Source organism: Streptomyces sp. NPDC096079, from assembly GCF_040303145.1.
Lineage (GTDB): Bacteria > Actinomycetota > Actinomycetes > Streptomycetales > Streptomycetaceae > Streptomyces.
The window spans coordinates 1-20,607 of sequence record NZ_JBEOST010000042.1 but is presented as its reverse complement, the minus strand read 5'-3'; the positions used below and the strand labels follow the sequence as shown (position 1 = coordinate 20,607).

Genomic DNA, 20,607 nt, shown 5'->3' with positions numbered 1-20,607 from the left:
CGCCCGGTTACATTCCGAACCCGGAAGCTAAGCCTTTCAGCGCCGATGGTACTGCAGGGGGGACCCTGTGGGAGAGTAGGACGCCGCCGAACAATCATTGTGGGAAAGCCCCGCACCTTCTGGTGCGGGGCTTTTCTGCGTTTACGGCACGGTACGGGAGCCCCTTTCGGGGGCGGTTTCCTGTGCCGTACTCAGAGACGGCCGGCGGCCTTCAGGGCGAGATAGGCGTCCGCCAGGGCGGGGGCGAGGGTGTCGGGGGTGGCGTCGACGACCGTGACGCCGTGGCGCTGGAGCTGGTCTCCGGTGCGGGCGCGCTGGGACTGGGTCTGGGTGGCGGCCGCCGCCTCGTAGACGCCCTCGATCGTGCCGCGGGCCTCGGTCATGCGGGTGACGTGGGGATCGGCGACGGACGCCAGCAGGACCGTGTGGCGTCGGGCGAGCTGCGGCAGCACCGGGAGGAGGCCCTCCTCGATCGGGGCGGCGTCGAGGCCGGTCAGGAGGACGATCAGCGAGCGGCGTGGCGCGCGGGCCAGAGCCGTCGCGGCCAGTCCGCGGGCGTCGGTCTCCACCAGTTCGGGTTCGAGCGGGGCGAGGGCGTTGACCACGGCCGGCAGGACGTCGCCGGCGGAGCGGCCCTGGACCTGGGCGCGGAGGCGGCGGTCGTAGGCCAGGAGATCCACGCGGTCACCGGCGCGGGACGCGAGCGCGGTGAGGAGCAGTGCCGCGTCCATGGAGGCGTCCAGGCGGGGGACGTCGCCGACGCGGCCGGCCGAGGTGCGGCCGGTGTCGAGGACGATCAGGATGTGCCGGTCGCGCTCGGGGCGCCAGGTGCGGACGGCGACGGCGTTCTGGCGGGCCGTGGCGCGCCAGTCGATCGAGCGGGTGTCGTCGCCGGGGACGTACTCGCGGAGGCTGTCGAACTCCGTGCCCTCGCCCCGGGTGAGCACGCTCGTGCGGCCGTCGAGCTCGCGGAGCCGGGCCAGGCGGGACGGCAGGTGCTTGCGGCTGGTGAAGGGCGGCAGGACCCGGACGGTCCAGGGGACCTCGTGGTGGCCCTGGCGGGCCGCGAGACCGAGGGGACCGAAGGAACGGACCGTGATCCGTTCGGCGTGGCGGTCGCCGCGACGGGTCGGGCGCAGGCTCGTGGTGATGCGGCGGCGTTCGCCGGCGGGGATCGTCAGAGGGCTGCGTGAGGAGGCCTGTTCGGTGCCGGGGAGCCAGCTGCTGGGCGGCCAGGCGTCGCGGAGCTGGGCGCGCAGGCGGCGACGGGAGGGGTTGGTGACGGTGAGTCGGACCTCGGCCTCGTCACCGAGTCGAACAGACGTATCACCACTTCGGGTGAATCGCAGCTTTCGCACTGGCGCCGCCAGCGCGTAGTCGCACAGAATTGCGACAGAGAGCGGCGCGTTCACCGCGAGCATCCCCGCCCAGCTGGGGGCGAGGATGCCCACGGGGAGCGATCCGAGGGCGGCGAGCAGCGCGGTTCGTCCGGTGAGGGCCATGGGGCGCCGTTCTCAGCGGGGGACGGGGACGTGGGCGAGGATCGAGTTGATGACGGAGTCGGGGGTGACCCCCTCCATCTCGGCCTCGGGCCGCAGGTGGATGCGGTGACGCAGGGTGGGGAGGGCGAGGGCCTTCACATCGTCCGGGGTGACGTAGTCCCGGCCGGTGAGCCAGGCCCAGGCCCGGGCGGTGGACAGCAGGGCGGTGGCGCCTCGGGGGGAGACCCCGAGCGTGAGTGAGGGGGATTCACGCGTGGCACGACAGATATCGACGACATAGCCGGCGATCTCGGTGGAGACCGAGACCTTGGCGACGGCGGCCCGGGCCGCTTCGAGCTCGGCGGGGCCCGCGACGGGTCGGACGCCGGCGGCCTTCAGGTCGCGCGGGTCGAAGCCCTCGGCGTGACGGGTCAGGACGTGGATCTCGTCCGCGCGTGAGGGCAGAGGGACCGTCAGCTTGAGCAGGAACCGGTCCAGTTGGGCCTCGGGGAGCGGATAGGTGCCCTCGTACTCGACGGGGTTCTGGGTCGCGGCGACCAGGAAGGGCTCCGGGAGGGGGCGCGGGATGCCGTCGACCGTGACCTGGTGCTCCTCCATCGCCTCCAGGAGGGAGGACTGGGTCTTCGGGGGCGTGCGGTTGATCTCGTCGGCGAGCAGCAGGTTGGTGAAGACCGGGCCGGGCTGGAAGGAGAACTCGGCGGTGCGGGCGTCGTAGACGAGGGAGCCCGTGACGTCGCTCGGCATCAGGTCGGGCGTGAACTGGACGCGCTTGGTGTCGAGTTCGAGTGCGGCCGCGAGGGAGCGGACCAGGAGGGTCTTCGCGACTCCGGGGACGCCTTCGAGGAGGACGTGGCCCCGGCAGAGCAGGGCGACGACGAGACCGGTGACGGCGGGGTCCTGGCCGACCACGGCCTTCGCGATCTCGGTGCGCAGGGCCTCCAGGGAGGCGCGGGCGCTGTCCGGGTCCGTGGCGGTCTCGGGGGTCGGGGCGCTCATGAGGTGCGTACCTCTCTTTCGAGGGCGTCGAGTTGGTCCGCCAGGCGGATGAGGGTGGCGTCGTCGGCGGGAGCCGGGCCGAAGAGGAGGTTCCTGGGGTCTGCGGTGGTCTCGGGGAGACGGGCGGAGAGTGCGGGGAGGAGACGGTCGGGGGAGTGGGCGTCCTGGACGGGGACGCCGAGCAGCGGGGCGAGCCGGATGCGGGTCGCGGTGCGCAGGACGGTGGCGGCGCGGTCGCGGGCGTTCGCCTTGCGGTAGAGGCGGGCGCGGCCCTCGGTGGCCTCGGAGGCGCGGAGGGCGACGGGGAGCCGCTCGGTGACGAGGGGGCCGAGGCGGCGGCTGCGCCAGAGGGCGGCGAGCACGGCCGCGAGGGCGAGTTGGAGCGCGCCCCACAGCCAGCCGGAGGGGATGAGCGCGAGGAAGTCGCCCGTGGTGTCGTCGGCGGGGGTGTCGGCGGTGGCCGAGGTGTCGGAGAGGGAGGGGAGGTACCAGACGAGATGCGGCTTGGAGCCGAGGAGCTGCAGGGCCAGCGAGGCGTTGCCCAGCTGGTCGAGGCGGGCGTTGTAGAGGATGTCCGGCGAGCCGAGGAGGACCGTGTCGCCGGCGTCGGCGGAGCCGGGGAGGAGGAGCAGGGTGGGCAGGCCGTCGGCGCGGTAGCAGGCCTCCGTCGTCGTGCCGGGGGAGTTCTCGTATCGTTCGCCGCCGAGGTCGACGCTGCCGGCGCGGGTGGCGGCCGGGAGGGTGCAGGCGGGGGCGCGTTCGCGCACCGGAGCGCTGGGGGCGCTGGTGACACCCGGGGCCAGGGTCGTGAGGGAGGCCTGGCCCGCGCCGACGAGGACCGTGCGTCCGGTGGTGCGCTCCATGGCCGAGCGGAGCGTGTCCTGCTGAGGTTCCGTCAGCAGGTCGGGCGTGGTGACCAGGAGTGTGGTGTCGGCGTCCCCGGGCGCGGTGGCCTCGGCGAGGGTGGTGGCGACGGTGACGGTGACGCCTCGCGCCCTGAGGAGTTCCGCGACGGCGAGGCTGCCGTGCGGGTCGGCGGAGCGCGGGTCCAGGGCGCCGTGCGCGTCGCTGGACCGGACGGTCGCGAGGACGAGGCCGCCGATCAGGACCAGGGCGAGGACGAGGGCCGCGCCGCGGACGCGGGTCCACACCTGGCGGGCGGTGGGGGCGGTCGAGGTGGTGCCGGTGGCCGTCGGGCTCATGCGGGCGTCCCCGGGGAGGCGGTGTCGAGGGTGGGGCGCGTGCGCTCCAGGGCCGTGTCCAGTTCCTCCAGGCGGCGGTACGCGCTCTGGTCGGCGGTGCGGCCGCCGTATGTGACGTCGTCGAAGGTGCGGGCCGCGAGGCGCAGGTCGTCGGCGTGGGAGGGGAGGGAGCGTCCGGCTTCGGCGGCCGCCTCGTCCGCGGTGCGGCCGGGGCGGGGTTCGAGGAGGGTGCGTTCTTCGAGGGAGCGGACGACGGCCCGCATCCGTTCCTGGACGGCCTCGTTCCAGCGGCCGGCGGTCGCGTGGCGCGCGGCGGCCGCGCGGTGGTCACGGGCGGTGCGGGGGCCGTCCGCGAAGAGCGAGTCGCCCGTGGTGCCGGGGGCCCGTCGGGGGGTGCCGAGGCGCCACCAGAGGGCGGCGACGAGGGCGGCCACGGCCAGGACGATGACGACGAGTCCGAGGACGCCGCCCGGGGTGGCCCCCGAAGCGGCGCCGAAGAGGTCGTCGAGCCACTCCCAGAAGCGGTCGAGGCCGCGCTGGAGGAGGTTCGGGTCGTTCTCGTGGTACTTCGGGTCGGACAGCTCCCGCTCCGCCGCCTCGCGGGCGGGGACGCGGGAGATGTCCACCGGTACGTCGCCGTCGGCGCGCAGCCGCGCCAGTGCCGCGGCCGCTCCCCCCGTGACCGTCACCGCATCAGCCCCCGGTGGTGTCGGTGCCCGGCGTGGGGCCGTAGCCGGGGAGCCCCGCGGCGCGGGCCAGTTCGAGGTCCAGGGCTTCGCGGCGGATGCGCTGGTCCACGTAGAGGAGGACGGTGACGCCCGCCGAGATCGGGTAGGTGACGGCGCTGGTGATCACGCCGCCGATGCCCGTGACGATCAGGAACGGCCAGCCGAAGGTGGTCGCGGTGCCGGAGAGGAGGCCGGAGAAGCCCTCGCCGTCGACGGCGATGCCGATGATGGTGAACGGGATCGCGATGATCATGGCGAAGAGGAAGATCAGCAGCTGCGTCAGCAGGGTGATGCCGAAGATCCGCCACCACGAGCCGCGCACGAGCTTCGCCGAGCGCTTCAGCGACTGGACGACACCGCCGCGCTCCAGCATCAGGGCGGGGGACGAGAGGCTGAAGCTGATCATCAGCCAGACGACGGCCGCGATGGCTCCGAGACCGAGCAGGAAGGTCAGGGCCACGCCCGCGGCCCCGCCGATCAGGATCCCGGGGAGCAGACCGACCGTCACCAGGGCGACGGCCATCGCCGCGAGCAGCAGCGTCAGGCCCAGCAGCTGCAGCAGCCGCGGGCGGGCCTCCTGCCAGGCGGAGCCCAGCGAGACCGGGCGGCCGAGGACCGCGCGGCTGATGACGACGGTCAGCAGGGCGGCGCTCACCAGCGAGGCCATCATCGTCACAAGCAGGGCCGGGCCCAGTCCGATCAGGGAGGCCTGGGCCGAGTCGAGGGACTGCTCCAGCTGCTCGGCGGGGGTGGCGTCGGCGTTGACCTCGGGGGCCGTCGGTACGAGGTACCGCTGGGCCAGGATGTCGGCGATCTGGGAGATCACGGCGACGGTGACGGTGATGGCGAGGACCGTGCGCCAGTAGGTGCGGAGGGTCTTCACCGCGCCGTCGAGGATCTCGCCCATGCCCAGCGGGCGCAGCGGGATGACGCCGGGCTTCGCGGCGGGGGGCCTGCCCCAGTTGACGTGCGGGGGCGGGGTTCCCCAGTTCTGGCCCGGGGCGGGAGGCGGGGTCCGGTCGGTCGGCGGGGACCACTGGCCCGCGGGCGGCTGCTCCTTGGACCACTGGGCCGAGCCGTTCGAGTCGGCCGCGGTGGGGGACTCGGGGAGCCCCGGGCCGTCCTGGCCGTCGGAGGGGGCGGATCCGGGCGAGGTCCAGCCCGGAGTGTCGTTCACGGTCGTCCACCTCGGAGGAATGGTCGCGGTGCCGGATCGGCGAACCGGCTCGGTCACGGCGGCCGACACCTGACACGGCGGCGGGCCGGGTGCCATCGTGCCACGCGGGGCCCGCCCGTGGGCCGGAGCAGTTGATCTCCTTCGCACCTTTGTCCGGACCCATCGCGTGCGCGGCGGGCGGCGCGCGGTGCGCAGGGGACGGGGTGGCGTGAGGCGGATCGGGTGGGGGTGGGGTGCGCGGCAGGCGGTGGAGTGAAGAGGGGCGTCCTCCCCATGGGCCGCGCGAGGCGGTACACGGTACGGTTCTGCGCGACCACGGGGGACACGGGGATGACATCCATGACTGACGACAACACCCACGAACACGGGCAGTCACCGAGGTGGATCAAGGACGTCGCCGCAGGTCAGTGAGGTATCTCACCAGCCGCCTTAGGACTGATACGGAAATGGGATGATGTCGATATGAAGGGACGCGTTCTTGTCGTCGACGACGACACCGCACTGGCCGAGATGCTCGGCATCGTGCTGCGGGGTGAAGGGTTCGAGCCGTCGTTCGTCGCGGACGGTGACAAGGCGCTTGCCGCCTTCAGAGAGGCCAAGCCCGATCTGGTGCTGCTGGACCTGATGCTGCCCGGCAGGGACGGCATCGAGGTGTGCCGGCTCATCCGCGCCGAGTCCGGGGTGCCGATCGTCATGCTCACGGCCAAGAGCGACACCGTCGACGTGGTCGTGGGCCTGGAGTCCGGCGCCGACGACTACATCGTGAAGCCGTTCAAGCCGAAGGAGCTCGTCGCCCGCATCCGGGCGCGGCTGCGGAGGTCGGAGGAGCCGGCTCCCGAGCAGCTCACCATCGGCGACCTGGTCATCGACGTGGCCGGGCACTCCGTGAAGCGCGACGGGCAGTCCATCGCGCTGACCCCGCTGGAGTTCGACCTCCTGGTCGCCCTGGCGCGCAAGCCGTGGCAGGTGTTCACGCGCGAGGTGCTCCTGGAGCAGGTCTGGGGCTACCGGCACGCCGCCGACACCCGGCTGGTGAACGTCCACGTCCAGCGGCTGCGCTCGAAGGTCGAGAAGGACCCCGAGCGCCCGGAGATCGTGGTGACCGTCCGTGGCGTCGGCTACAAGGCGGGGCCGAGCTGACATGAGCACAGGCAGTACTGCTCCGAAGCCCGGGGACCCGGGAGTCCGTACGGGGCGGACTGCCGGACCGGGGCGGGGGGGCTCGCGATTCGGCCGTCTGCTGCGCGGCGGACGCCTCTTCCGTGACGGGGTGCGCGGCGGGCCGGTCCTCCGGCTGTTCGCGCGCTGGATCCGTCGGCCGCTGCTGCCCGCCGTGCGGCTCTGGCGGCGGAACATCCAGCTGCGGATCGTCGCGGGCACCCTGCTGATGTCCCTCGGAGTGGTGCTGCTGCTCGGCATCGTCGTCATCGGACAGGTCCGCAACGGCCTGCTCGAAGCCAAGGAGAGGGCCGCCCAGAGCCAGGCCGCCGGCGGGTTCTCCGCCGCCCAGGACCGGGCGGCGACCACGCCCTCGGCGCCCGGGCAGCAGGACGGCGGACGGGCCGGCGCCTCCGTGAACTGGCGCTCCACGCTGGTCGAGCAACTCGCCAGCGGCGGCCAGAGCGCGTTCAACGTGGTCGCGCTCTCCCTCGACACCGGTGACACCGCGAGCCGCGGCGCCCGCGCCTCCGGCGAGGTCGACCCGACCACGAGCATCCCCGCGGACCTGCGGCACTCGGTCGCCCAGGGCACCGGGACCTTCCAGAAGTTCACGCGGATCCACTACACCAGCGGCAAGGCCTCCGAGCCGGGCCTGGTGATCGGCAAGCGGCTCAACGACGCCGACGGCGACCAGTACGAGCTGTACTACCTCTTCCCGCTGACCCAGGAGGAGGACTCCCTCACCCTGGTCAAGGGCACCCTGGCGACCGCCGGGCTCTTCGTCGTCGTCCTCCTCGGCGCCATCGCCTGGCTCATGGTGCGCCAGGTCGTCACCCCCGTACGGATGGCCGCCGGGATCGCCGAGCGGCTCTCGGCCGGCCGCCTGCAGGAGCGCATGAAGGTCACCGGCGAGGACGACATCGCGCGCCTCGGCGAGGCCTTCAACAAGATGGCCTCCAACCTCCAGCTGAAGATCCAGCAGCTGGAGGACCTGTCGCGGATGCAGCGGCGGTTCGTCTCCGACGTCTCGCACGAGCTGCGCACCCCGCTGACCACGGTCCGGATGGCCGCCGACGTCATCCACGAGGCCCGCGTCGACTTCGACCCGATCACCGCGCGCTCCGCCGAACTCCTCGGCGACCAGCTCGACCGCTTCGAGTCGCTGCTCTCCGACCTCCTGGAGATCAGCCGCTTCGACGCGGGCGCGGCCGCCCTGGAGGCCGAGCCGATAGACCTGCGCCAGGTCGTCCGCCGGGTCATCGGCGGCGCCGAACCCCTCGCCGAGCGGAAGAACACCCGGATCGTGGTCCTCGGCGACCAGCAGCCCGTGGTGGCCGAGGCGGACGCCCGCCGGGTCGAGCGGGTGCTGCGGAACCTCGTCGTCAACGCCGTGGAGCACGGCGAGGGCCGGGACGTGGTCGTGAAGCTCGCCGCCGCCGGCGGCGCCGTCGCCGTGGCCGTACGGGACTACGGCGTCGGCCTCAAGCCGGGAGAGGCGACCCGGGTCTTCAACCGCTTCTGGCGTGCCGACCCCGCACGCGCGCGCACCACCGGCGGCACGGGCCTCGGCCTGTCGATCGCCGTCGAGGACGCGCGGCTGCACGGCGGCTGGCTCCAGGCCTGGGGCGAGCCGGGCGGCGGCTCGCAGTTCCGGCTCACCCTGCCGCGGACCGCGGACGAGCCCCTGCGGGGCTCCCCGATCCCGCTGGAGCCCGAGGACTCACGGCGCAACCGCGAGCAGGCGGCCGCCGGACGCGACCAGGAGACCGGACGGCTCACCGCGGTGCCGGCGCAGCCCGTCGGCGAGCGGCCTCCGCTCGTACCGCCGAGGCTGCCCGGGCCGCCGCGGGCGACCGTCGACCCGACGGCCCTGCCCGGCAGCGGCGCACGGGTCGTGGCGCGTGCGGCGACGGACGACGACGGTGGCGGGACGGGGCCGGCGACGGCCGGCGGCAACGGGCGACTGGAGCGGGAGGACGGGACACGTGGGCGCTGACTCCCGAGCGGAGCACGCGGGGCGGGGACGGAGCACGCGCGCGGTGGTGCTGGCCGCGTGCGGCGGGCTCCTCGTGACCGGGTGCGCGGCGATGCCCGACAGCGGGGAAGTGCAGCCGGTGAAGGGGGCCAACACGGGGGACTCGCAGGTGCGGGTCTACGCCGTCGCCCCGCGCGAGAACGCGGACCCGGACGAGATCGTCGACGGCTTCCTCGAGGCCATGACGAGTGACGACCCCGGCTTCGCCACCGCCCGCAAGTACCTCACGAAGAAGGCCGCGCAGAGCTGGAAGCCGGAGCAGAGCATCACCGTGCTCACCACCGCGCCCGACCGCGAGCCGACCGATCGCAACGCCGACCCCGACAACCAGGGCCGCGCCTATCCGCTGTCCGGCCGGAAGATCGCGACCGTGGACGTCCGCCACGCGTACCAGCCGGTCAGCCCCACCGAGTACCTGCAGTCGATCCACGTCGTCCAGCAGCCGTCGGCGAACGGCAAGGGCAAGGAGTGGCGCATCGACAGCCTCCCGCCGGGCCTGGTGCTCGGCGAGGCCGACTTCCTGCGCAACTACCGGTCGGTCAACAAGTACTACTTCGCCTCCGGGGAGGACTGGGTCGTCGCCGACCCCGTCTACATCCGGCAGCGGCAGGACCCCGTCACCCGGATGGACACGGTGACGCAGACGGTCAAGGCGCTCCTCGAAGGCCCGACGGACTGGCTGAAGCCGGCCGTCGACTCCCGGTTCCCGTCCGGTACGGAGCTGAAGAGCGGCGTCACGACGCTGGCCACGGACGACCAGTCCACGCTGCGGGTGCCGCTCAACCGCAAGGCGGACCGGGTCAGCGGTGAGGTGTGCCGGCGGATGGCGGCGCAGCTGCTGTTCACGCTGCGCGACCTGACCTCGGTCAACGTCGAGCAGGTCGAGCTCCTCGGGGCGGCCGGCCAGTCGCTGTGCCGGCTGGGCCGGGGGCAGGCGGTCGAGTTCGCGGTGCGGAACACCGACCGCGACGAGAACCCGTACTTCGTCGACGAGCACGGCAAGCTGATGATGCTCCTCGTCGGGGGCAAGGAGGCGAACGCGCCGGTGGAGGTGCCGGGCCCGTTCGGCAAGGGCACGGTGCCGCTCGGCTCGGTCGCCGTCGACCGGGGCGAGACGCGGGCCGCCGGGGTCGGGGAGACCGGCCGCGAGCTGTTCGTGTCCTCCATCAGCACCGACCAGGACCCGCTGCCCGCGGTCCTCACGAGCCGGGCCGCCCGCCCGGGCGACCGGCTGTCCGCGCCCAGCTGGGACGGCAGGGGCGACCTCTGGGTCGCCGACCGGGACCCCGCGGCGCCCCAGCTGTGGATGGTGCCGGACGGCACCGGCCATCCCGTCAAGGTCCGCACCCCGTGGCTGGAGGACGGTGCCCGCATCGAGTCCCTGCGGGTCTCCGCGGACGGCGTGCGGATCGCCCTGGTGGTCACACGGGGCGAGCGCACGACCCTGCAGATCGGGCGGATCCAGCGGCAGACCACGGGCGACGAACCCGTGGTGTCCGTCCTGGACCTCCAGCCCGTCGCCTCCCGGATGGAGTCCGTCACGGCCGTCTCCTGGGCGGGGCCGAGCCGGCTCGTCGTGGTCGGCAAGGAGGCGGGCGGCGTCCAGCAGATCCGCTACCTCCAGACCGACGGCTCGACGTCGTCGACCTCGGTGCTCCCCGGTCTGAACGGGGTGACGTCCGTGGCCGCGTCGCACACCGACAAGGCACCGGTGGTGGCCGATTCGGGCAACGACGGCATCGTGCGGCTGGCGTCGGGGACGAACTGGCAGCCGGTGGCGAAGAAGGGGCTCTCCCCGGTCTATCCCGGCTGAGCCGGAGCCGGGGTGGACCGGCCCCGGCTGAGCCGGAGCCGGGGTGGACCGGTCCCGGCTGAGCCGGAGCCGGCAGGCCCTCAGGCCGTGCCTCCCACCCCTGTACCTGACGTACTCCCCGGGGGTTCCGGGGGTTTTCCACAGGGGTGGCCCGGACGTCGTCCGAGGCGCACAGTGGAGCCATGCGGGGGTGGTGGCGCGAGATCGCCGGGCTGGTGCTGCCGGTCGCCTGCGGAGGCTGCGGCCGGCCGCGGACCGAGGTGTGCCCGGACTGCGCCGACGCGCTCGCCGGGGCCGCCCCGCGCAGGGTGCGGCCCGCACCCGAGCCAGCCGGGCTGCCGGCCGTGCACGCCGCCGCGCCGTACGCCGAGGCCGTACGGGAACTCCTCATCGCCCACAAGGAGCGCGGCGCGCTGCCGCTCGCCGGACCCCTGGGCGGCGCCCTCGCCGGGGCCGTGGAGGCCGCTGCCGGGCCCTGGGCGGGCGCGGCGGACGGTCCGCTGCTCCTGGTGCCGGTGCCCTCCTCGCGGCGTTCCCTGCGGGCGCGTGGCCACGATCCGACGCGGCGGGTCGCGCTGGCCGCGGCGGCGCGGCTGCGTCGGGCGGGGAGGCCCGCGCGGGTCGTGCCCGTGCTGCGGCAGCGCCGGTACGTGGCGGACCAGTCCGGCCTCGGGGCACATGGACGCCTCGCGAACCTGTCGGGGGCGCTGGAGGTCGTGCCGGGTGGCGCGCGGCTCCTGACGGCGGGGCGGGTGGTTCTCGTGGACGACCTGATGACCACGGGCGCGTCGCTCACGGAGGCGGCACGCGCCCTCGGAGCCGTACACCTTCCGTTCATTCCTGGAATACCGCACGGCTTACCGGCCGGTTCGGCGCAGCACGGAATCGAACAGCGGGTGGCGGCTGTGATCGCATCCTCTCCCCGCTCGTTCGAAATAAACCGGAACTCACGGGAAACTTGGATCGTTGCAGGTGGTGAGAGGTGAAAGCACCCGTACGGAGGTATGTCGCGGTAGCGGGTGCCGACACCCGTCCGAAGGGGCTATGTTCGGTTGTGAGGAATGGCGAATGCCATCGCCTCGACGAATACATGGTTGCGCCTACAGGACAGGAGTTCAGGGCGAATTAACCTCTTGTCGATGGGGTGGAGATCTCGTCGGCGGGGCAGGAGGAGGACGAAGTCGCCAAGTCCGAGCTCCGGTGACCCACCGGAGTGTGGTGCAAAGGGAGATGCCCGGCGGCCTAGGAGCCGACCAGGGCGATCCGGGAACGGAGTTCTGCGTGGACATCGTCGTCAAGGGCCGCAAGACCGAGGTGCCCGAGCGGTTCCGCAAGCACGTGGCCGAGAAGCTGAAGCTGGAGAAGATCCAGAAGCTCGACGGCAAGGTGATCAGCCTCGACGTCGAGGTGTCCAAGGAGCACAACCCGCGGCAGGCCGACCGGTCCGACCGCGTCGAGATCACCCTCCACTCCCGAGGCCCGGTGATCCGGGCGGAAGCGGCGGCAGGCGACCCGTACGCAGCGCTCGACCTCGCCAGCGACAAGCTCGAGGCACGACTGCGCAAGCAGCACGACAAGCGGTACACCCGCCGTGGGAACGGCCGGCTGTCCGCCGCGGAGGTCGGGGACGTGGTGCCCGGCGCCGCCAAGCTCAACGGAGACGGCCAGTTGGCCGTCGACGAGGCCGACAAGGTGCCCACCACGATGATGGGTTCCATCGAGGTCCAGGGCGAAGGCCCGCTCGTGGTGCGCGAGAAGACCCACCGTGCCGCACCGATGACCCTCGACCAGGCGCTCTACGAGATGGAGCTGGTCGGGCACGACTTCTACCTCTTCGTCGACTCCGACACCAAGCAGCCGAGCGTCGTCTACCGGCGTCACGCCTATGACTACGGCGTCATCCACCTGGAGAGCGACCCGCTCGCCGAGGGCGGCGGCGCCGGCGGTGCGCTCGGCGGCTGAGCCGCCCCCCGTACCGCCTCCGAACTGAGGTGTCCTTCTCGGTGCCCCTGGAGCGCGATTCGCGCCCCCAGGGGCACCCCCGTGCGCGCGCGGATCGCCCCGTGGCCGCGCGGGCATGAAATCATGGCGTGCACGCCAACCGGTGCCGAACGCGTACGGGTTGGAGGACCGGAAACGAATTCAGGCCACGGCCTTCAGGGGGAGGAACGATGGCGGACAGCTTCGGACCGGTGCTCAGTGGGCGCGAGCACGGTGGCGCGATTCAGGAGGGGTCGGACGCGGACGGCGGAGCATTCCGCGAGGAGCCGATCCGGGTCCTCGTCGTGGACGACCACGCCCTCTTCCGCCGCGGGCTCGAGATCGTCCTCGCCCAGGAGGAGGACATCCAGGTGGTCGGCGAGGCCGGTGACGGTGCCGAGGCCGTCGACAAGGCCGCCGATCTGCTTCCCGACATCGTCCTGATGGACGTACGGATGCCCCGGCGCGGTGGCATCGAGGCGTGCACCTCCATCAAGGAGGTGGCCCCCAGCGCGAAGATCATCATGCTGACGATCAGCGACGAGGAGGCCGACCTCTACGAGGCGATCAAGGCCGGCGCCACCGGCTACCTCCTCAAGGAGATCTCCACCGACGAGGTCGCCACGGCGATCCGCGCGGTCGCCGACGGGCAGTCGCAGATCAGCCCGTCGATGGCGTCCAAGCTCCTCACCGAGTTCAAGTCGATGATCCAGCGCACCGACGAGCGCCGGCTGGTGCCCGCGCCCCGGCTGACCGACCGCGAGCTGGAGGTCCTCAAGCTCGTCGCGACCGGGATGAACAACCGGGACATCGCCAAGGAGCTGTTCATCTCGGAGAACACCGTGAAGAACCACGTCCGGAACATCCTGGAGAAGCTGCAGCTGCACTCCCGGATGGAAGCCGTGGTCTACGCGATGCGGGAGAAGATCCTGGAGATCCGGTGACCGGCTGATCCGCCGGCCATCCGCCCCTCAGGTCCTCAGGTCCTCAGGCTCAGGTCCTCAGGTCTGCTCGCTCTTCGGGCCCTCAGGCGAGGGCCTTGAGCAGCTCGGGCGCCAGGTCCCGGTGGTCCACCCGCTCCACCGCCACCGCGTCGCAGCCCACCCATTCGGCGGCCTCGCGCAGGGCCTTCGCCACCGCCGGCACGGCCTTCGGACCGTCCAGCGACACCTGCTTCGCCACCAGCGTCCGGCCCTCGCGCGCCGGGTCCACCCGGCCGACCAGCCGGCCCCCCGCCAGCACCGGCATCGCGAAGTAGCCGTGGATCCGCTTCTGCTTCGGCACGTACGCCTCCAGGCGGTGCGTGAAGCCGAAGATCCGCTCCGTGCGCGGCCGCTCCCAGATCAGCGAGTCGAACGGGGACAGCAGCGTCGTGCGGTGCCGGCCGCGCGGCTCCGACGCCAGCGCCGCCGGGTCGGCCCAGGCGGGCTTCCCCCAGCCCGCCACGGTCACCGGCACCAGGCCCGAGGCCTCCACCACCGCGTCGAACTGCTCGGCCTTGATCCGGTGGTAGTCCGCGATGTCCGCGCGCGTGCCCACGCCGAGCGCCTCGCCCGCCTGCCGCACCAGGCGCCGCACGCACTCGGCGTCGTCCAGGTCGTCATGGAGCAGCGCCTGCGGGATCGCCCGCTCGGCCAGGTCGTACACCCGCTTCCAGCTACGCCGCTCGGTGACGACCACCTCGCCGTACATCAGCGCCCGCTCGACGGCGATCTTGGAGTCCGACCAGTCCCACCACTCGCCCTTGTTCTTCGCGCCGCCGAGCTCGGTCGCCGTCAGCGGACCCTGGTCCCGCAGCTGGGCGATCACCGTGTCGTACGCCCCGGGCGACAGCTCGTGCCCCCAGTGCGGGCGGTCGCGGTAGGCGCGCCGGCGGAAGGCGAAGTGCGGCCACTCCTCGACGGGCAGGACGCAGGCGGCGTGCGACCAGTACTCGAAGGCGTGCGCCCCGGTCCAGTACGCCTCCTCGACCGTCGTGCGGCCCACGGCGCCCAGACGCGCGTACGGAATGAGCTCGTGCGAGCGGGCGAGGACCGAGATGGTGTCGAGCTGGACCTGGCCGAGCGACCGGAGGACCCCGCGCACCCCGGCCCTGCGGTCGGGCGCGCCGAGGAAGCCCTGGGCGCGCAGGGCGATCCTGCGGGCGTCGTCGGCGGACAGTTCGGCGGCGGGGCGCGGCGCAGTCGTCATGGACCGCACCCTAGGCCCCGGCACTGACATCACCCCGTTCGGCCGTCGGCGGTGCGCTCGGGGGCCGGGAGGTACGGCAGGGGGCTCGGCAGGCCGAAGTCGGAGGGCAGCAGGGAGCCGACCCAGGCGTCCCGGAGCGTGCCCTTGTTGGCGAGCCCGGCGCGCTGGACGCCTTCCAGGGCGAAGCCGACGCGCTCGGCCACCGCGCGCGAGCCGGCGTTGCCGACCTCGGCGCGCCAGATCAGACGCGTGCAGCCGAGTCCGGTGAAGGCCCAGTGGGCCAGGGCGCGGACGATCTCGGTCATGTGGCCGGCGCCGCGGTGCTCCTTCGCGAGCCAGAAGCCGATCTCCCAGACGCCCTGGCCGCGGCTGCTCAGGGTGGCAGCGGCGAGCAGCGGGCCGCCCTCCACGGGTTCGGCGGCGAAGGCGTACTCGGTGTCCTCGCGCCAGCCGTCCGGGACGAGGCGGTGGACGAAGAGTTCGGCGTCCTCGCGCTTGTACGGGGAGGGGACGACGGTCCAGCGCTGGATGTCGGGGTCCTGGCAGATGCCGTACACCGCGTCGGCGTCCTCGGGGACGAAGGCGCGGAGCCGCAGGCGGTCGGTGGTGAGGATGATGGGATCCATGCCGGGATTGTGGTGACCGGGGGCTCCGGAAGCGAACACTTTTCGGATGGGGCGGCACCTTCCGCCCACCTCGTGCGTTCTCTTTGCGGGCGGACGTACGGCTCGGGCACTGCGGGCCTCCCTGCGCGAGGGCGGTCTCGCTTACGATGGCCGTTGCGGTGGGGACCACCTGCCGTGCCCGCGCTCGCGTCCATCACAAGACCCAGTGCCAGGCCCGACCGGCAAGGAGACCAGCCTCAGTGTCCGTCTTCAACAAGCTCATGCGTGCAGGCGAAGGCAAGATCCTGCGCAAACTGCACCGCATCGCGGACCAGGTCAACTCCATCGAAGAGGACTTCGTCAACCTCTCCGACGCCGACCTGCGGGCGCTCACCGAGGAGTACAAGCAGCGGTACGCCGACGGCGAGAGCCTCGACGACCTGATGCCGGAGGCCTTCGCGACCGTCCGCGAGGCCGCCAAGCGCGTCCTCGGTCAGCGCCACTACGACGTCCAGCTGATGGGCGGCGCCGCCCTGCACCTCGGCCACGTCGCCGAGATGAAGACCGGTGAGGGCAAGACCCTCGTCGGCACGCTCCCGGCGTACCTCAACGCGCTCTCCGGCAAGGGCGTGCACCTGATCACGGTCAACGACTACCTGGCCGAGCGTGACTCCGAGCTCATGGGCCGGGTCCACAAGTTCCTCGGTCTGACCGTCGGCTGCATCCTGGCCAACATGACGCCGGCCCAGCGCCGCGAGCAGTACGGCTGCGACATCACGTACGGCACGAACAACGAGTTCGGCTTCGACTACCTGCGCGACAACATGGCGTGGTCCAAGGACGAGCTCGTCCAGCGCGGCCACAACTTCGCCTGTGTCGACGAGGTCGACTCCATCCTCGTCGACGAGGCGCGTACGCCGCTGATCATCTCCGGCCCCGCCGACCAGGCGACCAAGTGGTACGGCGACTTCGCGAAGCTGGTCACCCGCCTGAGCAAGGGCGAGCCCGGCAACCCGCTCAAGGGCATCGAGGAGACCGGCGACTACGAGGTCGACGAGAAGAAGCGCACCGTCGCCATCCACGAGGCGGGCGTCGCCAAGGTCGAGGACTGGCTGGGCATCGACAACCTCTACGAGTCGGTCAACACCCCTCTCGTCGGCTACCTGAACAACGCCATCAAGGCGAAGGAGCTGTTCAAGAAGGACAAGGACTACGTCGTCATGGACGGCGAAGTCATGATCGTCGACGAGCACACCGGCCGTATCCTCGCCGGCCGCCGCTACAACGAGGGCATGCACCAGGCGATCGAGGCGAAGGAGGGGGTGGCGATCAAGGACGAGAACCAGACGCTCGCCACGATCACCCTCCAGAACTTCTTCCGCCTGTACTCGAAGCTCTCCGGCATGACCGGTACGGCCATGACCGAGGCGGCCGAGTTCCACCAGATCTACAAGCTCGGCGTCGTCCCGATCCCGACGAACAGGCCGATGATCCGCAAGGACCAGTCGGACCTGATCTACCGGACCGAGGTCGCCAAGTTCGCCGCCGTCGTCGACGACATCGCGGAGAAGCACGACAAGGGCCAGCCGATCCTCGTCGGCACGACCTCCGTCGAGAAGTCCGAGTACCTCTCGCAGCAGCTCTCCAAGCGCGGCATCCAGCACGAGGTGCTGAACGCCAAGCACCACGAGCGCGAGGCCAGCATCGTCGCCCAGGCCGGCCGCCGCGGCGCCGTCACCGTCGCCACGAACATGGCGGGCCGCGGTACGGACATCAAGCTCGGCGGCAACCCGGACGACCTCGCCGAGGCGGAGCTGCGCCAGGCGGGCCTGGACCCGGTGGAGCACGTCGAGGAGTGGGCCGCGGCGCTGCCCGGTGCGCTGGAGCGCGCCGAGAAGGCCGTGAAGGCGGAGTTCGAGGAGGTCAAGGACCTCGGCGGGCTCTACGTCCTCGGCACCGAGCGCCACGAGTCGCGGCGTATCGACAACCAGCTGCGCGGTCGTTCCGGCCGTCAGGGCGACCCGGGCGAGTCCCGTTTCTACCTGTCGCTCGGTGACGACCTGATGCGTCTGTTCAAGGCGCAGATGGTCGAGCGCGTGATGGCCATGGCCAACGTGCCGGACGACGTCCCGATCGAGAACAAGATGGTCACCCGTGCCATCGCCTCCGCGCAGTCCCAGGTCGAGACCCAGAACTTCGAGACCCGCAAGAACGTCCTGAAGTACGACGAGGTCCTCAACCGGCAGCGTGAGGTCATCTACGGCGAGCGCCGCCGCGTCCTGGAGGGCGAGGACCTGCACGAGCAGGTCCAGCACTTCATGGACGACACGATCGACGACTACATCCGCCAGGAGACCGCCGAGGGCTTCGCGGAGGAGTGGGACCTCGACCGTCTGTGGAACGCGTTCAAGCAGCTCTACCCGGTGAAGGTGACCGTGGACGAGCTGGAGGACGCGGCCGGCGACCGGGCGGGCATCACGGCCGAGTTCATCGCCGAGTCCATCAAGGACGACATCCACGAGCAGTACGAGACGCGCGAGAAGCAGCTCGGCTCGGACATCATGCGTGAGCTGGAGCGGCGCGTGGTCCTCTCCGTCCTCGACCGCAAGTGGCGCGAGCACCTCTACGAGATGGACTACCTCCAGGAGGGCATCGGCCTGCGCGCGATGGCGCAGAAGGACCCGCTGGTCGAGTACCAGCGCGAGGGCTTCGACATGTTCACCGCGATGATGGAGGGCATCAAGGAGGAGTCCGTCGGCTACCTGTTCAACCTGGAGGTCCAGGTCGAGCAGCAGGTCGAGGAGGTCCCGGTGCAGGCGTCCGCGCCGTCGCTGGCCAAGGAGGACGCCGTTCCGGCGGCCGCCGGGCGTCCGGAGATCCGCGCGAAGGGGCTCGACGCCCCGCAGCGTCCGGACCGGCTGCACTTCTCCGCGCCGACCGTGGACGGGGACGGCGGTGTCGTCGAGGGCGACTTCGCCTCCGACGACGCGGACTCCGGCGACGGGCTGACCCGTGCGGAGCGGCGCAAGGCGCAGAAGAACGCGGGCGGCGGGCGTCGCCGCAAGAAGTGACGTTCTGAGTGGTACGGAGGGGCCGGTCGCCGGGTGGCGGCCGGCCCCTCCGTCATGTCCGCCGGGCGGCCGCGCCCAGGCCGTCGAGCTCCACGGCGGCGCAGCGCCAGCGCTGGTCCTCGCCGCGCTCCAGGCGGAACGCCATGGCCCGCACCCGGGGGCCGGTGGCGATGGTCGCGAAGGCCTCGACGGCGGCTTGCGGGTGGTGCACCTGGACCGAGCAGCGGCGCAGGACGGGGCGGGGGCCGTGGGAGCGCAGGGGCGTCCGCGGCGCGAGCCGGACGAGCTGTTCGTAGGCCTCGCCGACGGTGTGGCCGAGCATCCAGTGCACGGGCCGCTCCCCGCTCAGCACGGCGAGCAGGCGCTCGGCGAAGACGGTGTGCGGGGGGAGCGTGCGGGAGGCGGTGCCGGGCGTGGTGCGGGACCCGTGGCCGCCCTGGGCGGGGGTGCGGGGACGGGGGCCGGCGGGGCCGCGCGGGCGGGCTCCGGCCGCGCCGCGCGGGCGCGTGCCGGCGGGGCCGCCGGGGGCCGTGCGGGGGCGGGGGAGCGGGGAGGGCGTGGCGGTGAGCGTGGCGTTCATGGCGGACCCCTGTCGTTCCGTAACCGAGCGATACCAGTCAGTAACTTCCCTGGGGGATCTTGTACGGGGGGTCTCCGAGGCCCCGCAAGGGCCCGCCGCGGCGGGGTGCTCCCGAAACCGGATCACCTATCCGGGTGATGCGCTCGAAAATCGGGTCTCCGGCGGGTCGGCGGACGGCCTTCGACGGGGGACGGACGGCCGGTCCGGCCCGCCACCCCGAAGGGGGACTCCGCACGTATCCTGAGGGCCTCTCCGTCTACGAAAGCGGCTGCCATGCGCGTCTACGTCCCCCTGACCCTCCCCGGTCTCGCACAGGCGCACAAGGCGGGCGAGCTGGGCCCCGGTCCGCTGACCGCCTACGCCGTGACCCCCGCGCTGCGCGAGTGGTACGTCTCCGACGACATCGAGGAGCTGGAGTACGCGGCGCTCAGCCGGGCCGCGGCCGCCTCCCTGCGCCTCCTCGCCGGCGACCCCGGGACGCCCCGGCGCCGGATCGTGGTCGCCGTCGACGTGGCCGACAAGGACGCGACCGTCGACCCCGACCGCGGGCTCGACGCCGGCTCCATCGGCGAGGTCCGTGTCGCCGGAGCCGTACCGCTGGCCAAGGCGGCGGCCGTGCACGCCGACGCGGACGACGCCGAGGCGGACGTCACGGCGGCCGCGGGCGCGCTGGGCGCCGCGGACCAGGGCGACGACGACGCCCAGTTCGTCGTGGACGGGGCCGAGGACCACGAGCTGCTGTGGTTCGGCGTGCAGGAGATCCCCTCCCTGCTCGGCTGAGCCGCCGGGTACCGTCTCTCCATGGGGAAGCACGGAAAACACCTGGTCTGGGACTGGAACGGCACACTGCTCGACGACATCGGCGCGGTGATCGGCGCGACGAACGCGGCCTTCGCCGAGCTGGGACTCGAGTCGATCACCCTGGAGCGGTACCGCGATCTGTACACGGTGCCGGTGCCGAAGTTCTACGAGCGCCTGATGGGGCGGCTGCCGACGGACGAGGAATGGACCGTCATGGACGGGGTCTTCCACCGGCACTACTGGGAGCGCGCCGAGTCCTGCGGGCTCACCACCGGCGCGGCGGAGCTGCTCGCCGCCCGGCAGCGGTCCGGGCTGACGCAGTCGCTGCTCTCGCTCGCCCCGCACGCCGAGCTGATCCCGCTCGTGCGGCGGCACGGGATCGCCGAGCGGTTCGTCCGCGTGGACGGACGCCCCGACACGTCGACGGACGGGAAGTCCGGGCACATGGTGCGGCACCTGGCCGCGCTGGGCGTCCCCGCCGAGCGGGTCGTCGTCATCGGCGACGCCGCGGACGACGCGGTGGCCGCGGCGCACGTGGGGGCGCGGGCGGTGCTCTACACCGGCGGGTCGCACAGCCGGGCGTCGCTGTCACGGGTCGGGGTGCCGGTCGTCGACTCCCTGGCCGAGGCCGTCGCCGTGGCGGAGGAGCTCGTCTAGTGCGGTGACCGGCGCGGGGCCGGGTCCCCGGGGTGGCGCGCCCGGCGCGTACCTGAGCAGTGGCAGTGTCTCGACGGGAAGAACCAGGCGTGGCGTCTGGCGCCGGTCG

17 protein-coding genes and 1 rRNA gene are annotated in these 20,607 nt (G+C 72.5%); 10 read left to right on the top strand and 8 right to left on the bottom strand.

Features of this window, described 5'->3' with window-relative positions; all coding sequences use genetic code 11:
- Positions 1-92 (top strand): 5S ribosomal RNA (gene rrf / locus ABTY59_RS37095); the annotation flags it as partial.
- Between the two features lie 99 nt (positions 93-191).
- Here rrf and ABTY59_RS37090 read toward each other — a convergent pair.
- The 5 genes from ABTY59_RS37090 to ABTY59_RS37070 are packed head-to-tail and all read right to left on the bottom strand — an operon-like array spanning position 192 to position 5,605.
- Positions 192-1,502 (bottom strand): DUF58 domain-containing protein, encoded by a 1,311-nt coding sequence (locus ABTY59_RS37090; RefSeq protein WP_352023558.1) that lies wholly within the window; start codon positions 1,500-1,502, stop codon positions 192-194.
- Between the two features lie 12 nt (positions 1,503-1,514).
- Positions 1,515-2,498: an AAA family ATPase gene (locus ABTY59_RS37085; RefSeq protein WP_352023557.1), complete on the bottom strand. Its 984-nt coding sequence runs from the start codon at positions 2,496-2,498 to the stop codon at positions 1,515-1,517.
- Positions 2,495-3,700: a DUF4350 domain-containing protein gene (locus ABTY59_RS37080; protein WP_352023556.1), complete on the bottom strand. Its 1,206-nt coding sequence runs from the start codon at positions 3,698-3,700 to the stop codon at positions 2,495-2,497. Before ABTY59_RS37080 ends, ABTY59_RS37085 begins: the two co-directional genes overlap by 4 nt.
- A complete protein-coding gene (locus ABTY59_RS37075) occupies positions 3,697-4,389 on the bottom strand; it encodes a DUF4129 domain-containing protein (RefSeq protein WP_352023555.1) in 693 nt (230 codons plus the stop codon). Before ABTY59_RS37075 ends, ABTY59_RS37080 begins: the two co-directional genes overlap by 4 nt.
- Before the next feature lie 4 nt (positions 4,390-4,393).
- Positions 4,394-5,605, bottom strand: a complete 1,212-nt coding sequence (locus tag ABTY59_RS37070) for a proline-rich domain-containing protein (protein ID WP_352023554.1) — start codon at positions 5,603-5,605, stop codon at positions 4,394-4,396.
- 462 nt (positions 5,606-6,067) lie between these two features.
- Between ABTY59_RS37070 and mtrA the strand changes: the two genes are divergently transcribed.
- From mtrA to ABTY59_RS37040, 6 genes are all read left to right on the top strand, one after another.
- A complete protein-coding gene (mtrA, locus tag ABTY59_RS37065; protein WP_010356958.1) occupies positions 6,068-6,745 on the top strand; it encodes a two-component system response regulator MtrA in 678 nt (225 codons plus the stop codon).
- Position 6,746: 1 nt separating this feature from the next.
- Positions 6,747-8,762 carry an MtrAB system histidine kinase MtrB gene (gene mtrB / locus ABTY59_RS37060; RefSeq protein WP_352023553.1) on the top strand — a complete coding sequence of 672 codons (2,016 nt, stop codon included), beginning with the start codon at positions 6,747-6,749 and terminating at the stop codon, positions 8,760-8,762.
- Positions 8,752-10,614 carry an LpqB family beta-propeller domain-containing protein gene (locus tag ABTY59_RS37055; RefSeq protein ID WP_502995473.1) on the top strand — a complete coding sequence of 621 codons (1,863 nt, stop codon included), beginning with the start codon at positions 8,752-8,754 and terminating at the stop codon, positions 10,612-10,614. Before mtrB ends, ABTY59_RS37055 begins: the two co-directional genes overlap by 11 nt.
- 182 nt (positions 10,615-10,796) lie before the next feature.
- The gene (locus ABTY59_RS37050) at positions 10,797-11,600 is read left to right on the top strand and encodes a ComF family protein (protein ID WP_352023552.1); all 804 of its coding nucleotides are present in this window, start codon (positions 10,797-10,799) and stop codon (positions 11,598-11,600) included.
- Between the two features lie 295 nt (positions 11,601-11,895).
- Positions 11,896-12,576, top strand: coding sequence for a ribosome hibernation-promoting factor, HPF/YfiA family (hpf, locus tag ABTY59_RS37045; RefSeq protein ID WP_370468315.1), 681 nt, complete (start codon positions 11,896-11,898; stop codon positions 12,574-12,576).
- Between the two features lie 209 nt (positions 12,577-12,785).
- Positions 12,786-13,538, top strand: a complete 753-nt coding sequence (locus tag ABTY59_RS37040) for a response regulator (RefSeq protein WP_352023550.1) — start codon at positions 12,786-12,788, stop codon at positions 13,536-13,538.
- 82 nt (positions 13,539-13,620) lie between these two features.
- On the opposite strand, the gene ABTY59_RS37035 is transcribed toward ABTY59_RS37040, so the two are convergent.
- Both ABTY59_RS37035 and ABTY59_RS37030 read right to left on the bottom strand, forming a co-directional pair.
- Positions 13,621-14,784 carry a winged helix-turn-helix domain-containing protein gene (locus tag ABTY59_RS37035; RefSeq protein ID WP_352023549.1) on the bottom strand — a complete coding sequence of 388 codons (1,164 nt, stop codon included), beginning with the start codon at positions 14,782-14,784 and terminating at the stop codon, positions 13,621-13,623.
- Between the two features lie 29 nt (positions 14,785-14,813).
- Positions 14,814-15,410, bottom strand: coding sequence for a GNAT family N-acetyltransferase (locus ABTY59_RS37030; protein WP_352023548.1), 597 nt, complete (start codon positions 15,408-15,410; stop codon positions 14,814-14,816).
- 239 nt (positions 15,411-15,649) lie between these two features.
- On the opposite strand from ABTY59_RS37030, the gene secA reads away from it, so the two are divergent.
- Positions 15,650-18,460: a preprotein translocase subunit SecA gene (secA, locus tag ABTY59_RS37025; protein WP_352023547.1), complete on the top strand. Its 2,811-nt coding sequence runs from the start codon at positions 15,650-15,652 to the stop codon at positions 18,458-18,460.
- Positions 18,461-18,512: 52 nt separating this feature from the next.
- On the opposite strand, the gene ABTY59_RS37020 is transcribed toward secA, so the two are convergent.
- Positions 18,513-19,040, bottom strand: coding sequence for an Rv3235 family protein (locus tag ABTY59_RS37020; RefSeq protein ID WP_352023546.1), 528 nt, complete (start codon positions 19,038-19,040; stop codon positions 18,513-18,515).
- A gap of 273 nt (positions 19,041-19,313) precedes the next feature.
- Between ABTY59_RS37020 and ABTY59_RS37015 the strand changes: the two genes are divergently transcribed.
- Complete coding sequence (locus ABTY59_RS37015) at positions 19,314-19,820, top strand: DUF6912 family protein (protein ID WP_352023545.1); 507 nt, start codon at positions 19,314-19,316, stop codon at positions 19,818-19,820.
- A gap of 21 nt (positions 19,821-19,841) precedes the next feature.
- On the top strand, positions 19,842-20,498 hold the full coding sequence (locus ABTY59_RS37010; RefSeq protein ID WP_352023544.1) for an HAD family hydrolase: 657 nt from the start codon (positions 19,842-19,844) through the stop codon (positions 20,496-20,498).
- Positions 20,499-20,607 lie beyond the last annotated feature (109 nt).

What these genes read in the sequence shown, in the direction of transcription:
- ABTY59_RS37090 (WP_352023558.1), bottom strand. Translation starts at nt 1,502, where the DNA reads ATGGCCCTCACCGGACGAACCGCGCTGCTCGCCGCCCTCGGATCGCTC.
- ABTY59_RS37085 (WP_352023557.1), bottom strand. Translation starts at nt 2,498, where the DNA reads ATGAGCGCCCCGACCCCCGAGACCGCCACGGACCCGGACAGCGCCCGC.
- ABTY59_RS37080 (WP_352023556.1), bottom strand. Translation starts at nt 3,700, where the DNA reads ATGAGCCCGACGGCCACCGGCACCACCTCGACCGCCCCCACCGCCCGC.
- mtrA (WP_010356958.1), top strand. Translation starts at nt 6,068, where the DNA reads ATGAAGGGACGCGTTCTTGTCGTCGACGACGACACCGCACTGGCCGAG.
- mtrB (WP_352023553.1), top strand. Translation starts at nt 6,747, where the DNA reads ATGAGCACAGGCAGTACTGCTCCGAAGCCCGGGGACCCGGGAGTCCGT.
- ABTY59_RS37050 (WP_352023552.1), top strand. Translation starts at nt 10,797, where the DNA reads ATGCGGGGGTGGTGGCGCGAGATCGCCGGGCTGGTGCTGCCGGTCGCC.
- ABTY59_RS37040 (WP_352023550.1), top strand. Translation starts at nt 12,786, where the DNA reads ATGGCGGACAGCTTCGGACCGGTGCTCAGTGGGCGCGAGCACGGTGGC.
- ABTY59_RS37035 (WP_352023549.1), bottom strand. Translation starts at nt 14,784, where the DNA reads ATGACGACTGCGCCGCGCCCCGCCGCCGAACTGTCCGCCGACGACGCC.
- ABTY59_RS37030 (WP_352023548.1), bottom strand. Translation starts at nt 15,410, where the DNA reads ATGGATCCCATCATCCTCACCACCGACCGCCTGCGGCTCCGCGCCTTC.
- ABTY59_RS37020 (WP_352023546.1), bottom strand. Translation starts at nt 19,040, where the DNA reads ATGAACGCCACGCTCACCGCCACGCCCTCCCCGCTCCCCCGCCCCCGC.
- ABTY59_RS37015 (WP_352023545.1), top strand. Translation starts at nt 19,314, where the DNA reads ATGCGCGTCTACGTCCCCCTGACCCTCCCCGGTCTCGCACAGGCGCAC.
- ABTY59_RS37010 (WP_352023544.1), top strand. Translation starts at nt 19,842, where the DNA reads ATGGGGAAGCACGGAAAACACCTGGTCTGGGACTGGAACGGCACACTG.